Origin of the sequence: Saccharothrix xinjiangensis (assembly GCF_039527585.1) — a bacterium.
GTDB classification, from domain to species: Bacteria; Actinomycetota; Actinomycetes; order Mycobacteriales; family Pseudonocardiaceae; genus Actinosynnema; species Actinosynnema xinjiangensis.
In genome coordinates this window covers 1-26,515 of the sequence record NZ_BAAAKE010000035.1, presented here as the reverse complement: position 1 = coordinate 26,515, position 26,515 = coordinate 1, and the positions used below count along the sequence as shown (strand labels likewise).

Below are 26,515 nucleotides of genomic sequence, written 5' to 3'. Positions count from 1 at the left end.
ACGGGGCACGCTCCTGGATCGCGGTAGTGGCGTTCGTACGTTCTGTCCAACTCTACGGAGGGTCCCCGGGGTTCCCCGTTCGGTCCGCCGTTTCGGGTGGGTGCGACCATGGCGGGCGTGTCAGCCGATGAGAAGCCCACCGTGGCGCTGCCCGCGGTCGCCCGCGAGGTCGAGGAGTTCGTGTCCACCGGCGGGTGGAACCAGCCGACCCAGCTGTTCGCGCTGGTGCCGACCGCGGAGCTGCTGGTCCAGCAGCCCGAGCTGGCCGGTCAGCTCGACCCGCGGGCGTCACCGCTGACCCCGATCGCGCAGGACTCCCTGCCCGACTCCGAGCTGGACCGGGCGCTGGCCGGGATCGTGTGGCCCGAGGTCGTGCGCGGGTGCGCGCTGGCCCAGGAGATCGTGGTGCTGCCGCCGGAGGCCGAGGCCGAGCTGGCGGCGGGCGACCTCGACGACGAGGGCGCCCGCAGGTTCGCCGCCGAGCACCCCGAGCGGCGCGAGGCGCGGCTGGTGGCGGCGGTGCTGCGGGACGGTTCGGCGGCGTGCGTGCTGCGGCTGCGCGGCACGGTGGAGGTGCCCGAGGAGGTCGTGGCGCACCCCGAGCTGGCGCCCAACCTCACGCGCGCGCTGCTGGAGACGCTCAAGCCCTGACCGCGTTCCGCCACCGCCGGTCCACGCCCGGTGGTCGGGTCGCGGCTGCCCGACCACCGGGCGCGTTCAGCAGGTGGGGGCGTCGCCGCCCTCGCTCAGGCTCTCCAGGGAGCGCACGGCGTCGTCCAGGGTCTCCACCTTGACCAGCCGCAGGCCCTCGGGCGTCTGCTGCTTGGCCTCGTCGCAGTTGCCGGCGGGCACCAGGAAGACGGTGGCGCCGCCCTCGCGCGCGGCGACCATCTTGAAGGTGATGCCGCCGATGCGGCCGACCTCGCCCTTCTCGTTGATCTCGCCGGTGCCCGCGACGGGCTCGCCGCCGTTGAGCTCGCCGGGGGTGAGCTTGTCGACGATCGCCAGGGCGAACAGCAGGCCGGCCGACGGGCCGCCGACGTCGCTCAGGCTGATCTTGATGTCGAACGGCACGTCGGCGCGGTCGAGCGGCAGCACGCCCAGGAAGCCGGTGTCGCGGCCCTCGGCGGTGCCCAGGGTCACCTCGGAGGTCCTGCGCTCGCCCTCGTGCTCGAAGGTCAGCGCCACCCGGTCGCCGGGCTTGGTGCCCTCCAGCGCGGGCCGCACGTCCTCGGCGGTGGTGATCTGCCTGCCGTTGACCGCCAGCAGCCGGTCGTTGGGCTCCAGCACCTGGTCCGCGGCGGTGTCCTCGGTGATCTCGGCGGCGACGACCTTCAGCGGGTAGTCGAGGTAGCGCAGGGCGGCGACCTCGGCGCTGCTCTGCGAGTCCTGGAACGCCTTGACGTTCTGGTTGCGCACGTCCTCCTGCGACTCGCCGGGCCGGAAGAACTCCTCGCGCGGCGCGAGCGCGTACCGGCCGCTGACCCACAGGCCCAGGGCGCCGAACAGCGACACGTCGTCGGTGAGCGAGACCGTGGTCATGGTGAGGTTGCCGGCGGTCGGGAAGGTCTCCTGGCCCTCGATCACCACCACGTCGCCGCCGTTGACCTGGCCCAGCGTGTCGTAGGTCGGGCCGGGGCCCAGCGCCACGTAGGGCACCCTCGCGAACCCGCCGAGCAGGCCGAGGGCGAGGACGACGAGGAGGCTGACCACGAGGGTCCACGTCCGCCTGGTCAGGCCGCGGCGCGGCGCGGGCGGGACTGGGGCCGGTGCGTGGTCCACGGCGGTGCCTTCGCTCACGCCCCCAGCCTACGACCACCCGGTCACGCCGCGGGCGAACCGGTCCCGCGCCCGACCCCCGTTCCGCGTACCGTGGTGGCATGAGTGACCTGCCCTTCGGGTTCGGCCCGCAGGACCCCGACGACCGCGGCCGCAAGCCGGAGGACCAGGGGGGCGCGAACCCCTTCGACTTCAACCAGCTCGGTGCGATGCTGAGCCAGCTCGGCGCGATGTTCAGCAACGCGGGCACGTCGTCCGGGCCGGTCAACTACGACCTCGCCAAGCAGATCGCCCTCCAGCAGCTGGCCGGCAAGGGCGTCGCCACCACGGGGTTCGGGCCGGACCAGAACAGCGCGGTGACCGACGCGGTGCACCTGGCGGAGATGTGGCTCGACCCGGTGACCGCGCTGCCCGCCGGCGCCCGCAAGGCCGAGGGCTGGAGCGCGCGGGAGTGGGTGGAGCGGACCCTGCCGACGTGGCAGCGGCTGTGCGACCCGGTGGCTCGGCGGGTGTCGGGCGCGTGGGTCGAGGCGATGCCGGCCGAGGCCAAGGAGGCGGCCGGTCCCCTGCTGTCCATGCTCGGTCAGATGGGCGGCATGGCGTTCGGCTCGCAGCTCGGCGGCGCGCTGGCGCAGCTGGGCTCGGAGGTGCTGACCTCGTCGGAGGTCGGGCTGCCGCTGGGCCCCGAGGGCACGGCCGCGCTGCTGCCCGCCAACATCGAGAAGTTCACCGAGGGCCTGGAGCGGCCGGCGAGCGAGGTGCTGGTGTTCCTGGCCGCCCGCGAGGCGGCCCACCAGCGGCTGTTCAGCCACGTGCCGTGGCTGCGGCAGCGGCTGCTGGACACCGTGGAGGAGTTCGCGCGCGGCATCGCGGTCGACACCTCGGCGCTGGAGCAGCTGGCCGGCCAGATCGACCCGAGCAACCCGGCGAGCATCGAGGAAGCGATGAAGTCGGGGATGCTCGAACCCCAGACCACGCCCGAGCAGAAGGCCGCGCTGACCCGCCTGGAGACCCTGTTGGCCCTGGTCGAGGGCTGGGTGGACGTGGTGGTGAACGAGGCCGTCGGCGAGCGGCTGCCGGGCGCGGAGGCGCTGCGCGAGACCCTGCGCCGCCGGCGCGCGTCGGGCGGCCCGGCCGAGCAGACCTTCGCCACCCTGGTGGGCCTGGAGCTGCGCCCCCGCCGCCACCGCTCGGCCGCGGCCCTGTGGAAGCTGCTCGGCGACCAGTACGGCGCGGAGCAGCGCGAGAGCGTGTGGGAGCACCCCGACCTGGTGCCCACGTCCGAGGACCTGGACGACCCGCTGGAGTTCGCCGAGCGGTTCGGCCAGACCCGCAAGGCCCTGGAGGACCCGATCGCCGAACTCCAGCGCACCCTGGAGGACAAGCCCAAGGACCAGGACCCCGACGCCTGACCACCTCGCGTGTCCTCCACTCGGACACCGCGTGTCCTCCACCCGGACATAACGTGTCCTCCACTCGGACACCGCGAGTCGTACGCCCAGACCCACCGTGTCGTACGCCCAGAACGCGCGAGTCGAACGCTCAGGACCACCGTGTCGTACGTTCAGGACCCCTGAGTTCAAAGTTCAGGACAGCCGGGACCGGCGTCCACGGCTGGTGGGCGCGCAACGCGAAGGGCCCCGGGTGGTGAACCCGGGGCCCTTCGCGTTGCGCGCTCGCGCTCAGTCCTCCTCGGTGATGCCCAGACCGGCCGCGGCCGAGAGCCCCTCCAGGTACCCGACGGCCCGCTCGGCCCTCGGGTACCGGTGCACGAGCTGCCAGAAGTCCTTGCCGTGGCCGGGCACGCTCAGGTGCGCCAGCTCGTGCACCAGCACGTAGTCGAGCACCCACGCGGGCACGTCGCGCAGGCGTTCGCTGATCCGGATCGTGCCCTCGCTCGGCGTGCAGGACGCCCACCTGGTGCGCATCGGCGGCACCCACCGCACGCTGCTCGGCCGCACGCCGCCCAGGTAGCGGTCGGACAGCTCCTCGCACCGCTGCAACAGCGCCGCGTCGGAGGTGCGCGTGGGCGAACGCCTGCGGGTCTCGCTCCGCTGGAGGCGGCTGAGCATCTCCGCCACCCAGTGCTTCTCCTCGCTCTTCGTCATGCGAGCCGGCAGCAGGACGACGACGGTGTCCCCCTCGCGGTACGCGCTCACCATGCGACGGCGCCGAGCGCTGCGCCGCACCTCCACCTGCGGTTCGGGCATGGCGTTCACGGTAAGGCCAGGGGCCGACAATTCGCGGCGGCCAAGCGGCGGCCTGTGGATACCCGGACGATCAAGTTCCCCCAAAAGGCGGCTGGACACGTTCGACGCGGCGTGCAGCGGGCCGGCGTTCCCGGAGGTAGCGTGCTGCGCAGCCCCGAGTGTGGCGCAGATCGCCCCGCACTCTTGCGAACAAGGGAGGAAGCCGTGGCCGAGACTTACAACGGCTACTGCGTCAAGTGCCGTGAGAAGCGCGATTTCACGGGCGAGGTGCACGAGAGCAACAACCGCAGGATGGCCAAGGGCAAGTGCCCGGTCTGCGGGACCACGGTGACCCGGATCCTCGGCAAGGCCAAGGTCTGAGCGGCGGCGGGCGGCCGAGTCCCACTGCCCCGGCCGCCCGTCAAGCTCCACCGTGCCGCCTGTGGACAACCCGCGGGCCTGTGGACAGGCGTTTTGCGGTTCGCCCGTTCCCCAGCATGCTGCCGGTGTGGATCTACCCAACCGGCCCAGGGTCCTGCCCGGACTGCCGTTGCTGCGCCGCCGGGACGACGTGGTGCAGATCGGCACCGACCCCCGGCACGCGGTGCTCGTCGAGGACGTGCCCGCGCCCATGGCCGCCCTCCTGCTCGACCTCACCGGCCAGCACACCCTGCGCGAGCTGCGCCAACGGCTCGCCCACCACGGTGACCAGGCCGTCGAGCTGCTCGGCGTGCTGCGCGGCCTGGCGCACGCCGGGCTGGTCGAGGAGTCCGTGCCCGTCCCCCACGCGCGGCTCGCCGCCGAGACGACGAGCTGGGCGCTGCGCACCCGCCGCCCAGCGCCCCACCTGCCCGTCGTCCGCGCCGCGCGGTCGGTCGTCGTGCACGGCGAGGGGAGGTTGGCGGTCACCGTCGCGTCGCTCCTCGCGTCCACCGGCGTGGGACACGTACGGGTGAACGCACGAGGGCGCGTCGGCCCCGAGGACACCGGTTCGGGTTACCTGGAGGAGGACGTCGGCCGGCCGCGCGCGGAGGCGGCGGCGGACGCGGTGCTGCGGGCGTGCCCGGCGGTGCGGTCGGCGCCGCGCGACGCGGACCTGGTGGTGCTCGCGGACGCGCTGGTGCCCGCGCCGGAGCTGCTGCACGAGCTGCTCCGGTCGCGCACCGCGCACCTGGCCGTGCGGGTCCGCGAGGGCCTCGGCGTGGTGGGCCCGCTGGTCGTGCCCGGCCGCAGCAGCTGCCTGAGGTGCGCCGACCTGCACAGCTCGGAGCTGGACCGGGCCTGGCCGATGATCGCCGCGCAGTTGGTGGACCGGCCGCAGCACGCCGACCTGGCCACGGTGACCGCCACCGCCGGGGTCGCGGTCGGGCAGGCGCTGCTCGCGCTCGACCACGACCGCGAGGCGCGCACCAGGCCCCCGACCTGGGACGCGACCCTGGAGGTCGACGCGTTCGCCGGGGTCGTCGAGCACCGGATAGCGCCGGTGCACCCGCGCTGCGAGTGCCGTTCCGCCGCTCGACCGGCGGTGGGCGGAGCTGTGTAGGTTTTGTGGGGAGAAGCACGAGCCGCCGCGACGACGCGACCGGACGGGGGGAGAATCACCGGGTGAGCGATATCCCGCGCAAGGCCGTGCAGCGCACCGCCAAGCTGGCCAGCCTGCCGCTCGGGGTGGCCGGTCGGGTGGTCGGCGGCTGGGGCAAGCGCCTGGCAGGCCGCAGCCCGGACGAGGTCAACGCCGAGGTGTCGGCGAAGACCGCGGAGCAGCTCTTCGCGGTGCTCGGGCAGCTCAAGGGCGGCGCGATGAAGTTCGGCCAGGCCCTGAGCGTGTTCGAGGCCGCGGTGCCGGACGAGCTGGCCGAGCCCTACCGCGAAGCGCTGACCAAGCTCCAGACCGCCGCGCCGCCGATGCCGTCGCGCACCGTGCACCGGGTGCTGGCCGAGCAGCTGGGCTCGGGGTGGGCCAAGCGGTTCCGGTCGTTCGACGACGACCCGGCCGCCTCCGCCAGCATCGGGCAGGTGCACCGCGCGGTGTGGCACGACGGCCGCGACGTGGCGGTGAAGGTGCAGTACCCGGGCGCGGACGAGGCGCTGGCGGCCGACCTGAAGCAGCTGCTGCGGTTCAGCCGGGTGATCCAGGCCATGATGCCGGGCACCGAGGTGAAGCCGCTGCTGGAGGAGCTGCGCGACCGGTACCTGGAGGAGCTGGACTACCGGACCGAGGCGGGCAACCAGCGGGTGTTCGCCAAGGCGTTCGCGGACGACGAGCGCGTGCTCGTGCCCCGGGTGGTGGCCAGCTCGCCCAGGGTGATGGTCACCGAGTGGACCGACGGGACACCGCTGTCCAAGATCATCCGTGATGGGTCGCGGGAGGACCGCGACCTGGCCGGGCAGCTGCTGTCGGAGTTCCACTTCTCCGCGCCGAGCCGGTCCGGCCTGCTGCACGCCGACCCGCACCCCGGCAACTTCATGCTGGGCGCGGACGGTCGGCTGCGGGTGCTGGACTTCGGCGCCGTGGCCCGCCTGCCCGAAGGACTGCCCGAGCCGCTGGGCGTGATGACCAGGCTCGCGCTGGAGGGCCGGTCGGCGGACCTGGAGGAGCTGCTGCGGGTGGAGCGGTTCATCCGGCCGGGGACCGAGCTGCACGCGGAGGACGTGCTCAACTACCTGGCGCCGTTCGTGGAGCCGCTGCGCGTGGAGACCTTCCACTTCACCCGCCGCTGGCTCCAGCTGCAAGCGGAGCGCGTCGGCGACCTCCGCAGCCCGGACATGCAGACCGGCAGGTCCCTGAACCTCCCGCCCCAGTACCTGCTCATCCACAGGGTCACGCTCGGCGCGACCGGCATCCTGTGCCAGCTCGACGCGAAAGTGCAGGCCAGGGCCATCGTCTCCCGTTGGCAACCGGGCTTCGCGGACTGAGTTGTCCACAGCTCGACGAGTTGTCCACAGATCACGGAACCCCACTGGCCCCTCCCCCGGCCCCGGCCGAAGATCGAGCCATGACCACCGACGTGATCAAGACCGCGGACCTCGAAGCCGGCGGCGTGCCGGGGCACGTCATCGACCTGAAGTGCCGCCCCGGCGGGCCGTGGCAGCGCATCCTGCCGGGCGTGCTGCTGCTCAGCCCCGCACCGCCGTCCCGTGACCAGCGGCTGCGCGCGGCCTTGGCCTACGCGGGCCCGGAAGCCGTGGTGACGGGGGTGGACGCGCTGCGCGCCCAGGGCCTATCCGACCTGCCCGGCGCACCGGTGATCCACCTGCTCCAACCCGCCACCCGCCGCCGCGCGTGCACGCCCCAAATCCTGCTGGAACGCACCACGCGCCCACCCGGCACGGTGGTCCGCAACGGCCTGCGCCTGGCCGAGCCGACCAGGGCCGTGCTGGACGCCGCACGCCACGAACCGCACGCGCTCCGCCGGCACCACCTGCTGGCCACCACCGTGCGCTCGGGCCTGTGCACGGTCGCGGGCCTGGAAGCGGAGCTGGCGGCGGGCAGCAAACGGGGTAGCGCGGCGCCAAGGGCAGCCCTGCGCACCTTGAGAGCACTGCTCCGCTGACGAGCACCGCTCTCAGGCCTGGCCTCCCTGTTGCCGGCTCGGTTGCATCGGCTTGGCTGCACAGGCTCGGTTGCACAGGCTTGGCTGCACCGGCTCCGCCAGCCTGCTCCTGTCCCGCCGGCGGGATCAGCCACACCCAACGCCGCAGCCGCTCGCACCCCGCGGTCACCAACCCGTCCCGAGGAGGTGGGTCCAGCCCGTCCAATCCATTCGAGATCAATCGATCAGGCCGATTGCCTGCCCCGCCGTCGCGGCGTCGCGTTCTACAGCCAGTAGTCCGCAGGCAGTTTGCCCTCGATGTCCCTCACGTGGGTCCGGGCGCACCCGTGGCACAGCCACTGGTCAGTCCCGTGTTCCTTCTGACGGACCCAGGCCAGCAGCTCGGCCGGGTCGGAGACCGATCCGCGCGTCCGCCCGCAGCGGGCACAGGAGTCGTGACCGGCGCCGGTCACGGCTTGCGCCCCAGGTGGACGGTGTTGGCCATGAGCAGGAAGACGTCGTCGCGCAGGCCCAGGTAGGCGGGGTCCTGCGGGTCGAGGAGGCGGCGAACGGCGTCCCGGTCCGAGGGGTGCAGCAGGTCGCCGGCGACCTCGCGGTGCCACTTGAGCTGGTTCACCGCCCAGTCGCGCACGGCCTGCTTGGGCGGTGCGGGGTGGTCGATGAGGTAGCTGAAAGCGGTGACGTCGAGCATGCCGAGGTCCGCCAGCACGGTGTTCCAGCCGCCGGGCAGCCGGACCGAGCCCTCGATGTTCTCGCGCATCAGCGTGAACCAGTGCGCGCGGGCGCCGGACAGCCGGGCCGACAGACCGGGCTCGCCCACACCCAGGTCCCAGGGGAGGAACTTGCCCTCCAGACCACCTTCGGCCAACGCCAACCAACCGCCGGGCGAGACCGCCTCGACCAACCCGGCCACCGCCGCACGCTGATCAGGGAGGTGGTGCACGACGTTCGAAGCCCACACCAGTTGCGCTGGTCCCGCGAACTCGACCGGCCGCTCGGTGGCCAGGTCGGCCAGCACCGGCCGCACCTTCACCACGGCCGTGGCGGTGTCGCCCTCGTAGGTGGCCGCCGAACGCGCGGCGCTCGTGGCGGCGTCCAGCATCTCGGGCGTCCCGTCGACGAGCACCAACGTCCCGCCACCGCGTGCGGACAGCGCTTCGACGAGCGCCACCGCCATCCCACCCGTGCCGCACCCGACGTCGAGCACGGTCGGGCGGTCGGGCAGGGGACGGACGAGCCTGCGCGCGACCACCCGGCGAGCTTCGGCGTCGAGTTCGTCAGCTTGCCGGAAGAAGGCCAGCCGGGTCGACCAGTCGATCCCGTCCTGGGTCCGCGCGTGGTGATGGTGGTGAGAGTGAGCAGCCACACGTCGCACCGTACCCACGGCCGCCCGACCCTTCCTACCGAAAGGAGAACGACCGACACCCAGCACACCAGCCGCGAGCAGGCTGAACTGCGGTGATGCCGCACCCAACCCCGGCAGCCAACCCCGGCGGCCAACCCCGGCGGCCAACCCCGGCGGCCAACCCCGGCGCGGCCTGGCGGCCTGCGCCTCGTGCGACGCGGCCCACCCGCCCCGTCGGAACGGGGCGGGTGGGCCGGGTCTCGCATCAGAGCGCGCGGGCTTTCAGGGTTGCCCTGCGTTGGGCCCATCCGGCCAGCCGCCGCCACCTGCGGGCGACGACGAGGCGGTGGGCCAGCCGATGCTGTTGGGCGAATATCTCCGCTTCATGCATTCGGGATCTGGCCAAGTTTTCTTCGAGCAACATGGGGTTCCCCCGCGGGTCGAGTTGGATGATCATCGCTTCGTCGCTGGTGGATCGGTACGTGGTCACGCGGCGGCCTCCTGGTTCTTGGCCCCCCGGACGACGGTCGCGGCGGGCGCCGCGGGAACAACAGGTGCTGCGTCCTTGCGCGGGCGCCCACGGGGGCGCTTGCGCGCGATCACCGCACCGCGCTCGAAGATCTCGCCGCCCCAGACCCCCCAGGGCTCGTGGCGAGCGAGCGCACCGGCCAGGCACTCGGCGATGACCGGGCAGGTGACGCAGAACTTCTTGGCCTCCTCCAGCTCCGCCGGTGCGTCGGCGAACCAGAGGTCGGGGTTGTTGGTGCGGCAAGGAAGGTCCAGGCCGGCCTCGGGCGCGGTGTCGATCAGGGAGGCGACACCAGCTCCGTTGAAGTCGGTCTGGGCGGACAGCGCCCCGCTTATGGGGACGGTCGCGGTCAACATGAGGTGGGCTCCTGTCAGGTCTTGCACGGGGTTTTTGGTTCTCGAACGGGTCGAACAAACACAAAGGCCGCGGATCCGGTTACGGGTCCGCGGCCTTGGTGAGCTTCGTGGCCTGACAGCTTGGTGTGTCAGGTACTTCGCTCTCGCGCGGACGGCGCAACGTTCTGAGTCGGGACAACGGTCGGGGCGAACTTGGTCGCCACCTCGATCAGCTGAACTCGCTCCGGACCCCAAACGAGGCCTCGGCGATCGCGGGCAGACTTCTCCCCCGCGACATGAGCGGCACCGGACACCGAGACAGCGCTGATCAGCGGGTAGTCGGGCGTCTTCTCGCACATCAGTGTGTTCACGACCGGCCACCTCCTCAGGTGTCTCGTCTCAGCTACAGCTCTTGAATCCCCAGCGGGCGCTCCGCGCCCGGCCTGAGCAGGTTATGACTCGGCGCGGGACGGGGGCAACCTATTTTCCCAAGAACCTGTCGATCGAGTGAAATTTCCGCGTTTGCCCTGTACAGAGCGCTGCCGGGCGGACCCGCGACCTGCCCGCCGGCGGGCACCCGACCCAACTCGACCCAACCCGACCCACGCGGACCTCGGCCCGCCGGCACCCACGTCGCAACGCACCAACCGCCCGGCACGAGGACCGCCCGCGGCGCCCGGCTCGACGACCGCCGCCCGACCACAGCCGCTCGACCACAGCCGGCTCGACAACCACTGGCTCGACCACAGCCGGCTGACAACCGCCGGCGCAACAACCGCCGGCTCGACGACCGCCGCTCAACGACCGCCGCGCACGAGGCCGAGGACGTCCTCCCCGTAGCGGTCGAGCTTGGCCGCGCCGATGCCGGCGATCGAGACCAGGCCCGCGACGTCCTCCGGGCGCTGTTCGGCGATCGCCACGAGCGTCGCGTCGGTGAAGACCACGTACGCGGGCACCTTCAACTCCCGTGCCCGGTCCGCCCGCCACGCGCGCAGCCGCGTCAGCAGCTCCTCGTCCAGGTCCGACGGGCATGACGCGCACCTGCCGAGCTTGACCGCCCGCGAGTCCACCAGCGCCGACCCGCACACGCGGCACTGAGGCTTGGGCTTGCGCTGGAGCGGTTCGCGCTTGGCGGCCGCCAGGCGGGACGCGGGGTGGTCGTCCGGGATCAGCCCGTAGAGGAACCGGCTCCGGCGCCGGTAGCGCCGCCCGCCCGCGGCCCGTGCCAGCGCCCACGACAGCCACAGGTGCTCACGGGCGCGCGTCACCCCCACGTACAGCAGCCGGCGTTCTTCCTCGATCGCCGCGTCGTCGCCGTCCGCGTGCTGGATCGGCACGGTGCCCTCGACGAGCCCGACCAGGAACACCGCGTCCCACTCCAGGCCCTTCGCCGCGTGCAGGGACGCGAGCGTGACGCCCTCCACGGTCGGCGGGTGCTGGGCCTCGGCGCGCAGGTCCAGCTCGGCGCAGAACCGGGGCAGGTCCGTGCCGTCGAGCTGGCCGACCAGCTCCTCGGCCAGCTCGACCAGCGCGAGCAGCGACTCCCACTTCTCCCGCGCCGCGCCGCCGGCGGGCGGCTCGTCGGTGAGGCCGATGCCGGACAGCACCTCGCGCACGACCTTCGGCAGCTCCCCGGACGGCTCGTGCGCCGCGGCCGCGCGCAGGGCGACCATGGCCTGCCGCACCTCGGCGCGCTGGAAGAACCGCTCGCCGCCGCGCACCTGGTACGGCACGCCGACCTCGGCCAGCGCCTGCTCGTGGATCTCGGACTGCGCGTTGACCCGGTACAGGACGGCGATCTCGCTCGCCGCCACGCCCTGGTCCAGCAGCTCCTTCACCCGCTGGGCGACGGCGGACGCCTCCAGCGTCTCGTCGTCGAACTCGGTGAACGCCGGCCTGGGCCCGTCGGGGCGCTGCCCGATCAGCTTCAGCCTGGAGCCGGCGGGACGGCCGCGCGCCGAGCCGATGACCTGGTTGGCCAGCTCGACGACCTGCGGCGTCGACCGGTAGTCGCGCTCCAGCCGCACCACGGTGGCGTGCGCGAAGCGGCGCGGGAAGTCGAGCAGCGGGCGCGGCGAGGCGCCCGCGAAGGAGTAGATGGTCTGGTTCGCGTCGCCGACCACGGTCAGGTCGTCCCGGGCGCCCAGCCACGCGTCGAGCACGCGCTGCTGGAGGGGCGTGACGTCCTGGTACTCGTCGACCACGAAGCACCGGTAGCGGTCGCGGAACTCCTCGGCGACGTCGCCGTGCTCCTCCAGCGCCGCCGCGGTGTGCAGCAGCAGGTCGTCGAAGTCGAGCAGCTGGGCCTTGTTCTTCAGCTCCTCGTAGGTTCGGTAGACCCGCACGACCTGCTCGGCGGGCGCCGGGGTGTCGCGGTTGGCGCGGCCGGCCGCGGCGGGGTAGTCGTCGGGCGCGATCAGCGACGCCTTGGCCCACTCGACCTCGCCGGCGAGGTCGCGCAGCGAGTCCGACTCGGTGGACAGGCCGACCCGGTGCGCGGCCTGGGCGACCAGGCGCAGCTTGTTCCGGTCGATCAGCTGCCACGGCTCGCCGCCGACGACGCGCGGCCAGAAGTAGCGGAGCTGGCGCAGGGAGGCGGCGTGGAACGTGCGGGCCTGCGCGCCGTGCACGCCGAGCGCGCGCAGCCGGGTGCGCATCTCGCCCGCCGCGCGCGCCGTGAAGGTGACGGCCAGGACCTGCCCGGGGGCGACGTGCCCGCGCTGGACCAGGTGGGCGATGCGGTGCGTGATGGTGCGGGTCTTGCCCGTGCCCGCGCCCGCGAGGACGCAGACCGGGCCTCGTGGGGCTTCCACGGCGGCGCGCTGTTCCGGGTCGAGTCCCTCCAGCAGCCGGTCCATGGATTGCATCCTCGCAGAGCACACCGCGTACTCCTGTCATGGGGCGACGCGGCGCGCCGTATCCTGGTCGGCATGGCTGGTAAGCAGGACAAGGCGGCTGCCAAGGCGGCGGCCAAGGAAGCGTCGAAGGCGCGGCGCGCCGCGTCGAAGGAGCGCCGCGGCCAGATCTTCGAGGCGTTCAAGATGCAGCGCCGCGAGGACAAGGCGCTCGTGCCGCTCATGCTGTTGTGCCTGCTGGGCGGCGCCGCCGTGGCGTTCCTGATCGGCCTCATCTGGGACATGCAGTGGCTGCTGCTGCCCATGGGCATCGCGGTGGGCGCGCTGCTCGCCGTGATCGTGTTCGGCCGGCGGGTGCAGCGCACGGTGTACGCGAAGGCCGACGGCCAGCCGGGCGCGGCGGCGTGGGCGCTGGACAACCTGCGCGGGCGCTGGCGCGTGACGCAGGCCGTCGCGGGCACCACCAGCGGCGACATGGTCCACCGGGTCATCGGCCGGCCGGGCGTCGTGCTGGTCGCCGAGGGCGCGGCGCACCGGGTCAAGGGCCTGCTCGCGCAGGAGAAGAAGCGGATCGCGAGGGTCGTCGGCGACACCCCCATCTACGACGTCATCGTCGGCACGGACGAGGACCAGGTGCCGCTGCGCAAGCTCCAGGCCCACCTGATGAAGCTCCCGCGCAACATCCCGGCCGCCCAGGTCGACACCCTGGAGAACCGCCTGGCCGCGCTGGCCAGCCGGGGCTCCCGCGGCGCCGCCCTGCCCAAGGGCCCGCTGCCCCAGGGCGCCAAGATGCGCAACGTCCAGCGCGCCATGCGCCGCCGCTGACCACCCTCCCCGACCGCGTGTCATCCACTCGGGCACCGCGTGTCGTCCACTCCGGCAGCACGTGTCGTCCGGTCGGGCAGCACGAGTCGTCCACCTCGGCACCGCGAACCGCACCCGGCGGCGCGGTGCCGAGGCGTTTGAGCAGGTCAACGTGTTTCAGCAGGTCAACGCGCGCAGCGGGTCAGCGCGTCAAGACGACGACGGTGCCCGCGGCCTTGTCGTGCAGACCCCTGCCGTCGGCGTCCCACACCACGGCCGGGATGATCGGGAAGATCAACGCGGTCCGCAGGGCCGCCCGGGGCAGGCCGACGGTCCCGGCGCCGTCCAGGCGGGCCACCCGGAGACCGAACAGCGCGTGACCAGGGGTGAAGCCGAAGAAGCCGACCGCGATGACGGTGATGGCGAACCAGGCCAGCAGGCTCCAGTTGCGCGGCAGCTCGGGCAGGGTGAACAGGCCCGCGACACCACCGGAGAGCAGGAAGTCGACGAGGATGGCCACGGCGCGGCGACCGGTGGAGGCCACCGAGCCGGGCCCGGACCGCGGCAGGCCGAGGCGCTCACCCTTCCATCGCTGGCCGGAGTCGCCCGGCTCCAGGGTCGAGTCGGGGCCAGACAACCACGAACCGGTCCACTTGCTCACCCCACCAGAGTAAGGCCGTGCTCAGCGGGTGAGGAGCGCCGGTCCGGTTGCCCGACCTGGGCAGCCCGTTAACACTGGCGAAACACCAGGGTGACTGCCGGGCAACACCGCAGTCTTAGTTTCGCCACGACGGCAGGCCGCACCACGCAGCGGCGTCCAACCGCGCCCCCACAGCAGTAGAGGAGTCGACGAGGGTGTTCAAGAATCCCGACGAGGTCCTGAAGTTCATCTCCGACGAGGGCGTGAAGTTCGTCGACGTCCGGTTCAGCGACCTGCCCGGCGTGATGCAGCACTTCACGCTGCCGGCCTCGGCGTTCGACGAGGACGCCATCAACGAGGGCCTCGCGTTCGACGGCTCGTCCGTGCGCGGCTTCCAGTCCATCCACGAGTCGGACATGCTGCTGCTGCCCGACCTGTTCACCGCGCGCCTCGACCCGTTCCGGATCGAGAAGACCCTCATCGTCAACTTCTTCGTGCACGACCCGTTCACCCGCGAGGCGTACAGCCGCGACCCGCGCAACATCGCGCGCAAGGCGGAGCAGTACATCACCGAGTCGGGCATCGCGGACACCGCGTACTTCGGCGCCGAGGCCGAGTTCTACATCTTCGACTCGGTCCGCTTCGACACCACCGCGAACGCCTCCTTCCACGAGATCGACGCGATCTCCGGCTGGTGGAACACCGGCCGTGAGGAAGAGGGCGGCAACCGCGGCTACAAGGTCAAGTACAAGGGCGGCTACTTCCCGGTCACGCCGACCGACCACTACGCCGACCTGCGCGACAAGATGGTCCTCAACATGGAGGCCCAGGGCTTCACCGTCGAGCGCGCGCACCACGAGGTGGGCACCGGCGGCCAGGCCGAGATCAACTACAAGTTCAACACGCTGCTGCACGCCGCGGACGACCTGATGCTGTTCAAGTACATCATCAAGAACACCGCGTGGCAGGCCGGCAAGACCGTCACGTTCATGCCGAAGCCGCTGTTCGGCGACAACGGCTCGGGCATGCACACCCACCAGTCGCTGTGGAAGGACGGCCAGCCGCTGTTCCACGACGAGTCCGGCTACGCGGGCCTGTCCGACACGGCGCGCCACTACATCGGCGGCATCCTGCACCACGCCCCGTCGCTGCTGGCCTTCACCAACCCGACGGTGAACTCCTACCACCGCCTGGTGCCCGGCTACGAGGCCCCGGTCAGCCTGGTCTACTCCCAGCGCAACCGGTCGGCGTGCGTGCGCATCCCGATCACCGGCAACAACCCGAAGGCCAAGCGCATCGAGTTCCGCTGCCCCGACTCGTCGGGCAACCCGTACCTGGCCTTCTCGGCCATGGTGATGGCGGGCCTCGACGGCGTGAAGAACAAGATCGAGCCGCCGGCCCCGATCGACAAGGACCTCTACGAGCTGCCGCCGGAGGAGGCCCGCGACGTCAAGCAGGTGCCGGCGTCCCTCGACGCGGTGCTGGACAACCTCGAAGCGGACCACGAGTTCCTGCTGGAGGGCGGCGTGTTCACGCCGGACGTCATCGACACCTGGATCTCGTTCAAGCGGGAGCAGGAGATCGACCCGCTGCGGCTGCGCCCGAACCCCTACGAGTTCGCGCTGTACTACGACGTGTGATCGGCGCGGGGCTCTGACCAGCGGTTTCACTGGTCGAGGTCCCACCCAGGCCGTCTCCAGGCCGGCTGAGCTGGAGAGGCCGCCAGATCCTCCACGGGCCGAGGGCCGGGTGACTGAGTCCAGTCACCCGGCCCTCGGCCGTCCGGCGTTCACGCCGCTTCCGCCGGCTTCTCCCGAGCCCATCCGCCACATCACCCTCATCACCGACCAGGCCCCGTGCGTGGTCCAGCCCTGGCCGCACAGGGCCGCGGTGCGCACGTCAACGGCGAGACGATCCACGTCAGCAAGACGGCCGAACTCCCGAAGGCGATGATCGCCATCGGCGACTACGCGACCGGCGAAGGTTCGGACGAGGAGAACAAGCAGCGCGTAGCACTGACCGCAGCACTCGCCGCCGAGGTCGAGCGCATCCGCATGTTCGGTTCAGCGGCCCACGACCTCGCGTGGCTGGCCGAAGGCCGCATCGACGGCGCGGTGATCCTGTCCAACAAGACCTGCGACATCGCGGCAGGCGTCCTCATCGCCCGCGAAGCCGGAGCACTCGTGCTCGACAGCTCCGGGGCCGAGCACACCGCCACCGCCACGCACACCATCGCCGCCGCGCCAGGGGTCGCCGAGCCGTTGCTCGCGCTCGTCCGGTCCGCTCTCTGAACCTCTGCCGAACCCGGCTCTGCGGGATCAAGGCGCGCCGCCTGCGGCGACGCGCGGCCAGTCCCGCCTCACGTTGGCACCGACGCCCCGCATCGCGGCCCGCCGCCCAGCCACTCCCGTCCGCCGAGGTTGTGACGATCGCGCAGTCCACGACTGCCGGCGCCGGGCACGGCGATCGGCTGTCGCGACGGGCCGTGGCGCTCGCGGGCTACGCGGGGAACGGGATCCCCGGCACCGTGATCTCGCCGCCGGTGGGGGCCAGTTGGCCCACGATGCCCCCGAACGTCAACGCGAACGCGCTGCTCCCGGCGGCCGGCCCGCGGTCCAGGTCGACGATCCCGGTGAGGGTGGAGTTCTTCGCGATCGTCGCCGACCACTTGCTGGTCGCCAGGGACGCCCGGTACTCGCGCCCCGCGTCGTCGACCGCGGTGATCGACGGGATCGGCAGGTCCATCTTCGACGTGCTGGCGTTGACCGCGGTGACGTGCACCCTGACCCGTCCGGCCTGGTCCTCGACCTCGGTCACCTCGACGGTGAGCAGCCCCCGGGACTGCTTCCAGGAGCCGGTGACCGACTTGCCGGCCGCGCTCGGCGGGGCGTCTGCGGACGTGGCCGGGCCGAGTGCGCCGTCCAGGCCGGCCGCGCCGTCGGGACCGGCGGTGTCGTCGGTCGTCCCGGCGCGCGTCGAGGTCGTGGGGGTCGCCGACTCGCGCAGCGTGACGCTCAGGGCCCCGACGCCGACCGTGCCGGCGGTGACGGCCTGGACGACGCCCAGCAGCACGAGCACGCCGAGCACGACGGCGCCGATCTTGAGGGTCGCGCCGCCCTTGGTGCGGTGGGTCCCGTGGTGGAACTGGTCGGCCATGACGTCCTTCGTCCGGGCACAGGCGTGCGAACGTGAACATCCCCCATTTGAGCGACGTCAGTTTCGGTGGTCCGAAGGTGAATAGTCAATGGACCGACCCCCCTCATCTACGCTGGGTCACCTTCTTGCGACTCCACGTCTCCGAACGGGGCTGTCCATGCCCCGTTCGTGGAGGCCGGTTAGGGTCGCGCCGTGTCTGAAGACGTCGCAATCGCCGCGCAGGTCCTGTCCACCAACATCTTCGACTCCGCCACCGAGGCGATCGAGGCGATCGCCGCCGTCGACGTGCTCGGCCTCGGCGTCCGGGTCGCCAACCGGCTCGTCACGGAGGAGGAGTCCGACGAGCTGGTCGAGGAGTGGGTCGTGGAGGTCCTCAGCTCGGTGCCCACCGCCGACGAGGAGTGAGCCGGAGGGCCCCGCCAGGGGCCCTCCACCCGGGTCACACCGCCAGCACGACCTTGCCGCGCACGTGCCTGCCCTCCAGCAGGCGGTGCGCCTCGGCGGCCCGCTCCAGCGGGAGCACCTGCTGCACCTCGACCTTCAGCCCGCCCTCGCCCGCGTGCCCGGCCAGCCACCGCAGGTCCTCCTGCACCGGCTTGGCGTAGGCGTAGCGCCCGCCCAACTCCAACACGTTCGTGTCGACGATTGACACGATCCGGCTGTTGTCGCGCACCAGTGCCGGCGAGTCGTTCAGCGCCGCGCCGCCCACGCAGTCGAACGCCACGTCCACCTTGCCGTCGCCGCCGACGACCTCGGCCACGTTGTCCACCAGCGCGTCGCCGTACGCCACGGGCTCGGCGCCGAGCGACCGCAGGAACCCGTGGTTGCGCGGCGACGCCGTGCCGATCACCCGCGACGCCCCGAGCAGGCGCGCCACCTGCACCGCGAGGTGCCCGACGCCACCGGCGGCGGCGTGCACGAGCACCACGTCGCCGGGCGACACGCCGACCTTGCGCAACGACTGCAACGCGGTCAGCCCGGTCAGCGCCAACCCGCCGGCCTCCTCGAACGACAGCGACGCGGGCTTGTGCGCCAGCCCCCGCTCGGTCGCCGCGATCAGCTCCGCGTACGCGCCGTGCTGCACGTGGTCCTTGCGCTGGTAGCCGAACACCTCGTCGCCGACCGCGAACCCGTCCACCGCGGGCCCGACGGCGCGCACCACGCCGGCCACGTCCCAGCCCGGGACCAGCGGGAAGTGGTGCGGCACCGCCCCGGCCAGGTAGCCGGCGCGCACCAGCCGGTCCACCGGGTTCACGCCGGCCGCCCGCACCTCCACCAGCACCTGGTCCGAGCCGATCGGCGGATCGGGCAGCTCTTGCAGCCGGAGGACCTCGGGATCCCCGAACTCGTTCTGCGCAATCGCTTTCACGGCGCCCAGTCTTCAGGAACCGTAGAAGACCCGCTCGACGACGGCGCGCGCCCGCCGCGTGGTGCGCCGGTAGGCGTCGAGGAACTCGCCCGGGTCGTCGTGCCCCATCGCGCACGCCACCGCGGCCAGGTCGCGCCCGGCGGTGGGCAGCTGGTCACCGGCCTTGCCGCGCACCAGCACGACCGCGTTGCGCGCCCTGGTGGCCGTCGTCCAGGACTCCAGCAGCGCCGCCGCGTCGTCCTCCGACACCAGCCCCGCCCCCGCGGCCGCGCGCAGCCCCCGCACGGTGGACGGCGTGCGCAGGCCCGGCACCTCGTGCGCGTGCTGGAGCTGGAGCAGCTGCACGGTCCACTCCACGTCCGCGAGCCCGCCGCGCCCCAGCTTGGTGTGCGTGGACGGGTCCGCGCCGCGCGGCAGCCGCTCGGCCTCGACCCGCGCCTTGATGCGCCGGACCTCCCGCACCGCGGCGGTGTCCAGGCCCCGCTCCGGGTACCGGACGGGGTCGACCAGCTCGACGAACCGCGCGCCCAGCTCCGCGTCGCCCGCGATGAACCGGGCCCGCAGCAGCGCCTGCGCCTCCCACAGCTCGGACCACTGCGCGTAGTACGCCCGGTAGGACTCGAAGGTGCGCACCAGCGGCCCCTGCCTGCCCTCGGGCCGCAGGTCGGCGTCCACCTGCAACGGCGGGTCCTGGCTGGGCGCGCTGAGCACCCGCCGGACCCGCTCCACCACCGACGACGCGTAGCGCACCGCGTCGCCGTCGGCCACGCCCTCGGCCGCCTCGCACACGAACACCACGTCGGCGTCCGAGCCGTACCCCAGCTCGCGCCCGCCGAGCCGCCCCATGCCGATGACCGCGATCGCCGCCAGGGGCTCGCCCGCCGAGCGCACCACGGCGTCCAGCGCGGCCTGGAGCACCGCCACCCACACCTCGGACAGCGAGACGCACACCGCGCGCAGCGGCATGAGCCCGAGCAGGTCGGCGCACGCCACCCGCAGCAGCTCCTGGCGGCGCAGCGACCGGGCGGCGGTGACCGCGCGGTCCAGGTCGCTGTACCGGGACACGGTGCTGCGCAGCGGGTTGCCGATGGTCATGGGGTCCACGCCGACCAGCGCGTCGGTGTCGGCCAGCAGCCGCAGCACCTCCGGGGCCCGCATCAGCAGCTCGGGCACGTACCGGGAGGTGCCCAGCAGCGAGGCCAGCCGGTCGACCACCGTGCCCTCGTCGCGCAGCAGCCGCAGGTACCAGGGCGTCTCGGCCAGCGCCTCGGACACCTTCCGGTACGACAGCAGCCCGCCGTCCGGGTCGGGTGTGGTCGCGAACAGGTCCAGCAGCACGGGCAGCAGCGCGGTCTGGATGCGAGCCCGCCGCGACACGCCCTTGGTCAGCGCCTCGATGTGCCGGAGCGCGCCGTCCGGGGCCGCGTAGCCCAGCGCGGCCAGCCGCGCCGCCGCCTGCGACGTGGTCAGCCGCAACGCCTCCGTCGGCACGTTCGCCACGGCCTGGAGCAGCGGCCGGTAGAACAGCTTCTCGTGCAGCCTGCGCACCTGGTTGGCGCGCTTGCGGAACTCCGCCAGCAGCACCTGCCCCTCCGACTGCCCGCCCTCCGCGGACAGCCCGGCCGCGCGCGCCAGCCACCGCAACGCGCCCGCGTCGCCGTCCGCCGGGAACAGGTGGGTGCGCAACAGCCGCTGGAGCTGCAACCGGTGCTCCAGGGTGCGCAGGAACCGGTAGGCGCGGCCGAAGTCGGCGGCGTCCGCCCGGCCCACGTACCCGCCGCGACCCAGCGCCGCCAGCGCCTGCGTGGTCGAGGTGATGCGCAGCTCCTCGTCACCGCGGCCGTGCACCAGTTGCAGCAGCTGCACGGCGAACTCCACGTCCCGCAGCCCGCCGCGACCCAGCTTCAGCTCCCGGTCGCCCAGCCCCGCGGGCACGTGGTCCTCGACGCGGCGGCGCATGGCCTGCACGTCGGGCACGAAGTCCTCCCGCTCGGCGGCCGTCCACACCAGCGGGCGCACCACCTCCAGGTAGCGCCGGCCCAGCTCCTCGTCGCCCGCCACCGGCCGGGCCTTGAGCAGCGCCTGGAACTCCCAGGTCCGCGCCCACCGCCGGTAGTACGACGCGTGGCCGTCCAGGGTGCGCACCAGGGCGCCCGCCTTGCCCTCGGGCCGCAGCGCCGCGTCGACCTCGAAGCACGCCTGGCCCGCCACCTGCATCACCGTGCTGGCCAGCCGGGTCGCCACGGCGATGTCGCCCTCGCCGACGAACACCACGTCCACGTCGCTGACGTAGTTCAGCTCCCGCGCGCCGCACTTGCCCATCGCGATGACGGCCAGCGAGCACTCCCCGGAGCGCGGCACCTGCCTGCCCGCGACGTCCAGGGCCGCCCGCAGCGCGGCCACCGCCAGGTCCGACAGCAGCCCGGCCACCTCGTCGTAGCTGACGTAGGGCTGCTCCGGCTCGACCACGTGGGCCAGGTCCTCGGCGGCGACCCGGCACAGCAGCGCCCGGTACGCCGCCCGCAGCGCGCGCACCGCCTCACCGCCGGTCAGCCCCTCGACCGCGCCGACCAGCGCGGGCGCGAACGCCCCGGCGTCCAGCGGCTCCGGGTCGGCCAGGTCGGTCCACCGGTCCGGGTTGGCGACCAGGAAGTCCGACAGCGCGGTCGACGAGCCCAGCACGGCCAGCAGCCGCCCGCGCAGCGCCTCGTTGTCGCCCAGCGCCGCGTCCAGGTCGGCCCACCGGTCGCCGAGCGCGTCGCGCAGCCGGTCCGCGCCGAGCAGCGCCAGGTCCGGGTCGGGGCTGCGGGACAGCGCGACCAGGACCGGCTCGTGGCCGGCGGAGGGACCGCGGCCCTCCCACCACCCGGCGGCGCGCAGGTGCTCACCGCTGCGCGCCCCGGTCAGGCCGAACCGCGCGGGGGACGTCGGGGTGCGGGCTGGATCGGTCATCGCCGAACACCGTAGCCCGCCCGGGGCGCGGTGGCGCCGGTCAGCCGGCCACGATCAAGTAGATGCCGTGCAACACCACGGTCACGCACGCCAGCAGGCACACCGCCGCCGCGGCCGTCGGCAGGACCGCCGAACCTCCGCGCTCCCGCTCGGCCTCGCGCGCCGACAGCGCCCGCAACGCCACCGAGAACAGCAGGACCAGGCCCAGCACCACCGCGAGGCTCACCCCGAAGACTGCGCCCAGGGCCGCCCAGTCGACCTTCACGCCGCCACCTTGTGCGCCTCGGCCCGCGCCGCGATCTCGTCCACCACGTGCTCGGGCCGCACCGGTTCGCGGCGCGACAGCAGCCAGATGCCCAGCGCCACGCCCGCGCCCACCACCGCCACCACGACCACGCCCGCCGTGCCGAGCGAGGCGACCTTGCCCGCCAGCGCGCCGACGATGCCCGCGGCGGGCAGCGTGAGCAGCCACGCCACGGCCATCCGCCCGGCCACGCCCCACCGCACCGCGTCGCGCCGCCGGCCGAGGCCGGAGCCCAGGATGCCGCCGGACGCCACGTGCGTGGTGGACAGCGCGAAGCCCAGGTGCGACGACGCCATGATCACGGTCGCGGCGCTGGTCTGCGCGGCGAAGCCCTGCGGCGCCTCGATCGTGGTCAGGCCCGTGCCCAGGGTCCGGGTGATGCGCCAGCCGCCGAGGTAGGTGCCCAGCGCGATGGCGATCGCCGCGCTCAGGATCACCCACAGGGGTGGTTCCGCGCCCGGCGCGAGGGTGCCCGCGGTGATCAGGGTGAGCGTGATGATGCCCATGGTCTTCTGCGCGTCGTTCGTGCCGTGCGCGAGGGACATCAGCGCGGCGGACGCGATCTGGCCCGCCTTGAAGCCCTTGTCGTTGACCGACTTCCGGGCCCGCTCGGTCATCCGGTAGGTCAGGTAGGTGGCGAGCAGGGCCACGATGCCCGCGACCAGCGGCGCGGCGATGGCGGGCGCGACGACCTTGTCCACGACCTCGTCGAAGTGCACGGCGCCGGCGCCCGACGCGATCCAGGTGGCGCCGATCAGGCCGCCGAACAGGGCGTGCGAGGACGACGACGGCAGGCCGGCGTACCAGGTCACGAGGTTCCACGTGATCGCGCCGACCAGGCCGCCGAACACGACCGCCGGTGTGATCAGGGCGTCGTCGACGATCCCGCCCGAGATGGTCTTGGCGACCTCGACCGACAGCAGCGCGCCGACGAGGTTGAGCACCGCGGAGAAGGCGACCGCCGTGCGGGGCCGGAGGGCGCCGGTGGCGATGGACGTCGCCATCGAGTTAGCGGTGTCGTGGAAGCCGTTGGTGAAGTCGAAGACCAATGCCGTGACGACCACGATGATGACGAGGAGCGAGGCATCCACGCTGATTCCTCCGGCTGGACCGACACCGTCGTAGGTGAACGTTACATGTCCAACCAATGAATCCTCGTCTCAACAGAGGTTCGTCACACCAACGGCAGCCTCCGTTGGATCGTCAGCTCTCCAGCCGCCAGGCGCGCAAATCTTTCGCAGAACGGCTGCCACACCTCCCGAATGTCCTCGTGGGCGGCGTCCAACCGAACCGGGTCGAGCCAGCCGGGCCGCGGGCCGGGGTGGCGCTCGGCCCACTTGAGGACCACCTCGGGCGTCGTCTCGATGTGGAACTGCACCCCGTAAGCGCGGTCCCCGACGCGGAACGCCTGGTTCGCGCACCGGGGCGAGGACGCCAGCAGCACGGCGGTCGGCGGGAGCAGCGACACCTCGTCGGCGTGGAACTGGAGCACGTCCGGCGTCCACGGCAGGTCGGCGAACAGCGGGTCGTCGCCCGCCGCGTCCCGCTTGGCCACGAGCATCACGCCCACCTCGGGCCCCTGCGCGGCCCGCCGCACCTGGCCGCCGGTGGCGGCGGCGAGCAGCTGCGCGCCCAGGCACACCGCCAGCAGCGGCACGCGCCGCGACACCGCCTCCGACAGCAGCCGGCGCACGTCCGCCAGCCACGGGTGCTCGGCGTCGTCCAACGCGCCCATGGCGCCGCCCAGGCACACCACGCCGTCGTAGCCGCCCAGGTCGGCGGGCAGGGGCTCGGCGTAGGGCTCGACGACGTCCAGCACCGCCCCGGCGGCGGTCAGCCACTCGCCGAGGCGGGCCGGCGGGTCGTCGCGATCGGGTTGCAGCACCAGCAGACGCGTCACCCGACCGAGGGTAGATCAGCAGTCGCAGGTCACCCCGTGCAGGCCGGTCCCCTCCACCGGGTGGCCCGCCGCCCGCCAGGTGGTGATGCCGCCGGCGAGCCGCTTCACCCGGAACCCGAGCGCGCTCAGCTTCAGCGCGCCCTTCGTGGCCGCGTTGCACGCCGAGCTCTCGCAGTAGCAGACGTAGACCAGGTCGCGGTCCCAGTCGGCGGTCGTGGCCGCGTCCACCTCCCAGTGCGGCAGGTTGACCGCGCCGGGGATCCGGGCCCGCTCGAACGCCTCGCGGCTCCGGGTCTCGACCAGCCGGAATCCGGCGGTGTCCCCGGCCTCCAGGTCGCGCGCCACGTCGTCCGGGTCGGCCTCGAAGGCCAGTTCGGCGGCGAAGAACGCGACGGCCTCGGCGGGGTCGGCGGCGGGGTGGCGGAGCGTGTTCGTCATGGGTAGATCGTCGCTGACCAGCACGTTCACCCACAGGGGGAACTCCAGGCGTTCCCCGCGTCCCGCCTACGATTCCACGGTGGAACTGGACGACGTGGATTGGAAACTGCTGGACCTGCTCCAGCACGACGGCCGGATGACGTTCACCGAGCTGGCCAAGCGGGTCTCCCTGTCCGCGCCCGCGACCACCGAGCGGGTGCGCAGGCTGGAGCAGGCGGGGATCGTCACCGGGTACGCGGCCGTGGTCGACCCGCAGCGGCTCGGGCTGCCGATCGAGGCGATCGTCCGGGTGCGGGTGCGCAGCCTGGACACGCCGCGGTTCCGGGAGCGGGTGGTGACCTCGGCCCGGGTGCGCGACGCCGACCACGTGACCGGGGACGACTGCTGGCTGCTCCGCGTGGTCTGCCGGTCGATGGTCGAGCTGGAGGGCTTCGTCGAGCAGGCCCAGCGGTACGGCGACACGACCACGTCCCTGGTGTTCTCCTCGCACGTCCGCAACAGGCCCCTGACACGCGACGTCGCAGACGGTATCGTTTATCGATAGTAACGAAAAACGATATGCGCGGGGGGCGTCATGTCGAAAGGCCGTGGTACGAGGACCACCGACCCGCTCGGACCGCTCACCAGGGTCGTCCGGTTCCTGTGGTCGGTGACGGCGGTGCTGGTCGCCGGCGCCACCGTGCTCGGGGCCGTCGTGGGCGCGGTCAACGGTCACCCCGAGTGCTTCCGCACCGACCTGCCCGTCGTCCACCGCGACAGCGGCGCACGGGTGAGCGAGGGCGTGCGCAGCACCATCGAGGTGGAGAACGTCTGCATCGACGGACCGACCGCCCTGGAACGCGTCTTCGGTTTCCTCGACACCGCACCCACCGCCTTCGGCTCCGCCATCGCGCTCCTCCTGCTGCTGGTGCTGCTGGAGAAGGCGTCCCGGGACGGCATCCACACCAGGGGCACGGCGGAGCGCGTGCGCCGCCTCGGGTGGTTCGTGCTCGTGGCCCTGCCCGCGGCGACCCTGGTCGAGGCCGTCGCGGTCGGGTGGCTGCTCGAACGGGCGCTACCCCAGGACCTGGAGGCCTTGGCGCTCCTCTCGCAGTGGGACGTGCCGTGGTGGGCGGTGGTCACCGGCGTCGGCTTGCTCGCCCTTGGGAAGATCCTGTGGACGAGCGCCGACATGCGCGAGGACTTGGAAGGAACCGTGTGACCATCCACGTGCACCTGGACCGGTTGCTGGCCGAGCGCGGGATGACGCTGTCCGAGCTGTCCGAGCGCGTGGGCGTCACCGTGGTCAACCTGTCGGTCCTCAAGAACGGCAGGGCCAGGGCCATCCGGTTCAGCACGCTCACCGCGCTGTGCCAGGCGCTGGACTGCCAGCCGGGCGACCTGCTCAGCCACTGGCCGGGGTGAACGCGAACTCCGCCGAGTCCACCACCGGCCGGAAGCCGATCCGCTGGTACACCGAGTTGGACGTGGGGTTCGACAGGTCCGTGTAGAGCACGACGTGCTCGGCGCCGTTCTCCAGCGCCCACGTCGCGCACGCCGCCGTCACCGCCGCGCCGTAGCCACGCCTGCGGTGCGCCGGCGGCGTGAAGACCGGACCGATGCGGGACATGGACGACGCGGGCGCGCTCGTCGACGCCCACGAGACCGGCGCGCCGTCACCGTCGCACCAGAGGACGTGGCCATAGCCGGCGGCCAGGGTGGTCCGCACGTACCGCGCCGACTGCTCCTCGACGCCCTCGTCCCCGACCTGGTCGGTGGCCTCCACCCGGAACTCCGAGTACCACGAGGTGAGCAGCTCGACGTCGTCCTCGGTCGCCACCCGGGCCTCGCCCGGCACGTCCGGGAGCACCAGCTCGCCGAGCTGGTAGAGGCGCAGGGACATCACCTCGTGCGCCGCGCAGCCCGTGCGGGCCGACCAGGCGACGACGAACGCCTCCACCGCGTCCCTCGGACCGTTCACGCCGGGCAGCTCCACCTCACCGGCCAACGCGTCCGCGAGCGTCTCCGCCCACTCGGCCGGGACGCCGGTCAGCGTCAGCGGCCACGGCGGCGTGCGCAGGGCCGCCGCCACCAGGACGTTGGCCTCGGACACCGTCACCAGCAGCGGCGGCGCGTCATCGGGGTCGGGGTGGTTGAGCCGGCGGTTCACCCCCGCGATGGGGATGCTGTGGAACACGGGGTCGGCGTTGAAGAAGTCCCCGGTGAGGTCCCAGAACTCCGCAAGGTCATCGTGAATCGTCACCTCGGCCACGGGCGCGACGGTAACGCAAAAAAGCCCTCAGGGGCACCCGGCTCGCGGGTGCCCCTGAGGGAAAGAATGTTCGGCGGCGTCCTACTCTCCCACACCCTCACGAGTGCAGTACCAT

Annotated in this window: 28 protein-coding genes; 13 read left to right on the top strand and 15 right to left on the bottom strand. The window is 72.8% G+C overall.

From position 1 onward, the window contains the following. Positions 1-108 precede the first annotated feature (108 nt). Entirely contained in the window at positions 109-651 is a 543-nt protein-coding gene (locus tag ABD223_RS39060; protein WP_344042567.1) for a PPA1309 family protein, read from the top strand. 66 nt (positions 652-717) lie between these two features. On the opposite strand, the gene ABD223_RS39055 is transcribed toward ABD223_RS39060, so the two are convergent. Then, on the bottom strand, positions 718-1,800 hold the full coding sequence (locus ABD223_RS39055; protein ID WP_344042565.1) for a YlbL family protein: 1,083 nt from the start codon (positions 1,798-1,800) through the stop codon (positions 718-720). Between the two features lie 80 nt (positions 1,801-1,880). On the opposite strand from ABD223_RS39055, the gene ABD223_RS39050 reads away from it, so the two are divergent. Then, the gene (locus ABD223_RS39050) at positions 1,881-3,191 is read left to right on the top strand and encodes a zinc-dependent metalloprotease (protein ID WP_344042563.1); all 1,311 of its coding nucleotides are present in this window, start codon (positions 1,881-1,883) and stop codon (positions 3,189-3,191) included. Between the two features lie 270 nt (positions 3,192-3,461). Here the strand turns inward: ABD223_RS39050 and ABD223_RS39045 are convergent, their stop codons facing one another. Continuing rightward, the gene (locus ABD223_RS39045) at positions 3,462-3,989 is read right to left on the bottom strand and encodes a M48 metallopeptidase family protein (RefSeq protein WP_344042561.1); all 528 of its coding nucleotides are present in this window, start codon (positions 3,987-3,989) and stop codon (positions 3,462-3,464) included. A 204-nt stretch (positions 3,990-4,193) separates the two neighbouring features. Here ABD223_RS39045 and ABD223_RS39040 point away from each other — a divergent pair, with 204 nt between their 5' ends. The 4 genes from ABD223_RS39040 (at position 4,194) to ABD223_RS39025 (ending at position 7,522) form a co-directional block, all read left to right on the top strand. Further along, positions 4,194-4,349, top strand: a complete 156-nt coding sequence (locus tag ABD223_RS39040; RefSeq protein WP_015098458.1) for a DUF5679 domain-containing protein — start codon at positions 4,194-4,196, stop codon at positions 4,347-4,349. A 127-nt stretch (positions 4,350-4,476) separates the two neighbouring features. Next, positions 4,477-5,511 carry a ThiF family adenylyltransferase gene (locus ABD223_RS39035; RefSeq protein WP_344042559.1) on the top strand — a complete coding sequence of 345 codons (1,035 nt, stop codon included), beginning with the start codon at positions 4,477-4,479 and terminating at the stop codon, positions 5,509-5,511. Between the two features lie 62 nt (positions 5,512-5,573). Further along, a complete protein-coding gene (locus ABD223_RS39030) occupies positions 5,574-6,884 on the top strand; it encodes an ABC1 kinase family protein (RefSeq protein WP_344042556.1) in 1,311 nt (436 codons plus the stop codon). Between the two features lie 80 nt (positions 6,885-6,964). Further along, on the top strand, positions 6,965-7,522 hold the full coding sequence (locus ABD223_RS39025; RefSeq protein ID WP_344042554.1) for a hypothetical protein: 558 nt from the start codon (positions 6,965-6,967) through the stop codon (positions 7,520-7,522). Between the two features lie 448 nt (positions 7,523-7,970). On the opposite strand, the gene ABD223_RS39020 is transcribed toward ABD223_RS39025, so the two are convergent. The 4 genes from ABD223_RS39020 to ABD223_RS39005 form a co-directional block, all read right to left on the bottom strand. Beyond that, positions 7,971-8,888 (bottom strand): class I SAM-dependent methyltransferase, encoded by a 918-nt coding sequence (locus tag ABD223_RS39020; protein ID WP_344042552.1) that lies wholly within the window; start codon positions 8,886-8,888, stop codon positions 7,971-7,973. Positions 8,889-9,132: 244 nt separating this feature from the next. After that, positions 9,133-9,357: a hypothetical protein gene (locus ABD223_RS39015; RefSeq protein WP_344042550.1), complete on the bottom strand. Its 225-nt coding sequence runs from the start codon at positions 9,355-9,357 to the stop codon at positions 9,133-9,135. Then, positions 9,354-9,752, bottom strand: coding sequence for a WhiB family transcriptional regulator (locus tag ABD223_RS39010; protein WP_344042548.1), 399 nt, complete (start codon positions 9,750-9,752; stop codon positions 9,354-9,356). The genes ABD223_RS39015 and ABD223_RS39010 overlap by 4 nt, the downstream gene beginning before the upstream one ends. A gap of 776 nt (positions 9,753-10,528) precedes the next feature. Further along, on the bottom strand, positions 10,529-12,598 hold the full coding sequence (locus ABD223_RS39005) for an ATP-dependent DNA helicase UvrD2 (RefSeq protein ID WP_380648826.1): 2,070 nt from the start codon (positions 12,596-12,598) through the stop codon (positions 10,529-10,531). A 63-nt stretch (positions 12,599-12,661) separates the two neighbouring features. Between ABD223_RS39005 and ABD223_RS39000 the strand changes: the two genes are divergently transcribed. Then, on the top strand, positions 12,662-13,411 hold the full coding sequence (locus tag ABD223_RS39000) for a DUF4191 domain-containing protein (RefSeq protein ID WP_344042544.1): 750 nt from the start codon (positions 12,662-12,664) through the stop codon (positions 13,409-13,411). Positions 13,412-13,592: 181 nt separating this feature from the next. On the opposite strand, the gene ABD223_RS38995 is transcribed toward ABD223_RS39000, so the two are convergent. Then, positions 13,593-14,051: an RDD family protein gene (locus tag ABD223_RS38995; protein ID WP_344042542.1), complete on the bottom strand. Its 459-nt coding sequence runs from the start codon at positions 14,049-14,051 to the stop codon at positions 13,593-13,595. Positions 14,052-14,245: 194 nt separating this feature from the next. Here ABD223_RS38995 and glnA point away from each other — a divergent pair, with 194 nt between their 5' ends. Together glnA and ABD223_RS38985 are read left to right on the top strand one after the other, a co-directional pair. Next, positions 14,246-15,670: a type I glutamate--ammonia ligase gene (glnA, locus tag ABD223_RS38990; RefSeq protein ID WP_344042540.1), complete on the top strand. Its 1,425-nt coding sequence runs from the start codon at positions 14,246-14,248 to the stop codon at positions 15,668-15,670. A gap of 216 nt (positions 15,671-15,886) precedes the next feature. After that, positions 15,887-16,321, top strand: a complete 435-nt coding sequence (locus ABD223_RS38985) for an inositol monophosphatase family protein (RefSeq protein WP_344042538.1) — start codon at positions 15,887-15,889, stop codon at positions 16,319-16,321. A gap of 208 nt (positions 16,322-16,529) precedes the next feature. Here the strand turns inward: ABD223_RS38985 and ABD223_RS38980 are convergent, their stop codons facing one another. Next, positions 16,530-17,186 (bottom strand): hypothetical protein, encoded by a 657-nt coding sequence (locus tag ABD223_RS38980; protein ID WP_344042536.1) that lies wholly within the window; start codon positions 17,184-17,186, stop codon positions 16,530-16,532. Between the two features lie 192 nt (positions 17,187-17,378). Here ABD223_RS38980 and ABD223_RS38975 point away from each other — a divergent pair, with 192 nt between their 5' ends. Continuing rightward, complete coding sequence (locus ABD223_RS38975; RefSeq protein WP_344042534.1) at positions 17,379-17,591, top strand: hypothetical protein; 213 nt, start codon at positions 17,379-17,381, stop codon at positions 17,589-17,591. A gap of 34 nt (positions 17,592-17,625) precedes the next feature. Here the strand turns inward: ABD223_RS38975 and ABD223_RS38970 are convergent, their stop codons facing one another. The 6 genes from ABD223_RS38970 to ABD223_RS38945 all read right to left on the bottom strand — a co-directional run bounded on the left by ABD223_RS38970 (position 17,626) and on the right by ABD223_RS38945 (position 24,149). Next, a complete protein-coding gene (locus tag ABD223_RS38970) occupies positions 17,626-18,555 on the bottom strand; it encodes an NADP-dependent oxidoreductase (RefSeq protein ID WP_344042532.1) in 930 nt (309 codons plus the stop codon). A gap of 12 nt (positions 18,556-18,567) precedes the next feature. After that, positions 18,568-21,507, bottom strand: a complete 2,940-nt coding sequence (locus ABD223_RS38965; RefSeq protein ID WP_344042530.1) for a bifunctional [glutamine synthetase] adenylyltransferase/[glutamine synthetase]-adenylyl-L-tyrosine phosphorylase — start codon at positions 21,505-21,507, stop codon at positions 18,568-18,570. A gap of 40 nt (positions 21,508-21,547) precedes the next feature. Further along, positions 21,548-21,772, bottom strand: coding sequence for a hypothetical protein (locus tag ABD223_RS38960; protein ID WP_344042528.1), 225 nt, complete (start codon positions 21,770-21,772; stop codon positions 21,548-21,550). Continuing rightward, a complete protein-coding gene (locus ABD223_RS38955) occupies positions 21,769-22,902 on the bottom strand; it encodes an inorganic phosphate transporter (protein WP_344042526.1) in 1,134 nt (377 codons plus the stop codon). The genes ABD223_RS38960 and ABD223_RS38955 overlap by 4 nt, the downstream gene beginning before the upstream one ends. Positions 22,903-22,985: 83 nt before the next feature. Beyond that, positions 22,986-23,711, bottom strand: coding sequence for a type 1 glutamine amidotransferase (locus tag ABD223_RS38950; protein WP_344042524.1), 726 nt, complete (start codon positions 23,709-23,711; stop codon positions 22,986-22,988). Between the two features lie 15 nt (positions 23,712-23,726). After that, entirely contained in the window at positions 23,727-24,149 is a 423-nt protein-coding gene (locus ABD223_RS38945) for a rhodanese-like domain-containing protein (protein ID WP_344042522.1), read from the bottom strand. Positions 24,150-24,228: 79 nt separating this feature from the next. Here ABD223_RS38945 and ABD223_RS38940 point away from each other — a divergent pair, with 79 nt between their 5' ends. From ABD223_RS38940 to ABD223_RS38930, 3 genes are read left to right on the top strand one after another with little or no spacing between them, the layout of a single operon-like run. Continuing rightward, positions 24,229-24,693 carry an Lrp/AsnC family transcriptional regulator gene (locus ABD223_RS38940; RefSeq protein ID WP_344042520.1) on the top strand — a complete coding sequence of 155 codons (465 nt, stop codon included), beginning with the start codon at positions 24,229-24,231 and terminating at the stop codon, positions 24,691-24,693. A 30-nt stretch (positions 24,694-24,723) separates the two neighbouring features. Beyond that, a complete protein-coding gene (locus tag ABD223_RS38935; protein ID WP_344042518.1) occupies positions 24,724-25,350 on the top strand; it encodes a hypothetical protein in 627 nt (208 codons plus the stop codon). Continuing rightward, positions 25,347-25,553 (top strand): helix-turn-helix domain-containing protein, encoded by a 207-nt coding sequence (locus tag ABD223_RS38930; RefSeq protein WP_344042516.1) that lies wholly within the window; start codon positions 25,347-25,349, stop codon positions 25,551-25,553. Before ABD223_RS38935 ends, ABD223_RS38930 begins: the two co-directional genes overlap by 4 nt. Here the strand turns inward: ABD223_RS38930 and ABD223_RS38925 are convergent. After that, complete coding sequence (locus tag ABD223_RS38925; RefSeq protein WP_344042514.1) at positions 25,534-26,400, bottom strand: GNAT family N-acetyltransferase; 867 nt, start codon at positions 26,398-26,400, stop codon at positions 25,534-25,536. The two genes, ABD223_RS38930 and ABD223_RS38925, sit on opposite strands and share 20 nt — an antisense overlap. Positions 26,401-26,515 lie beyond the last annotated feature (115 nt).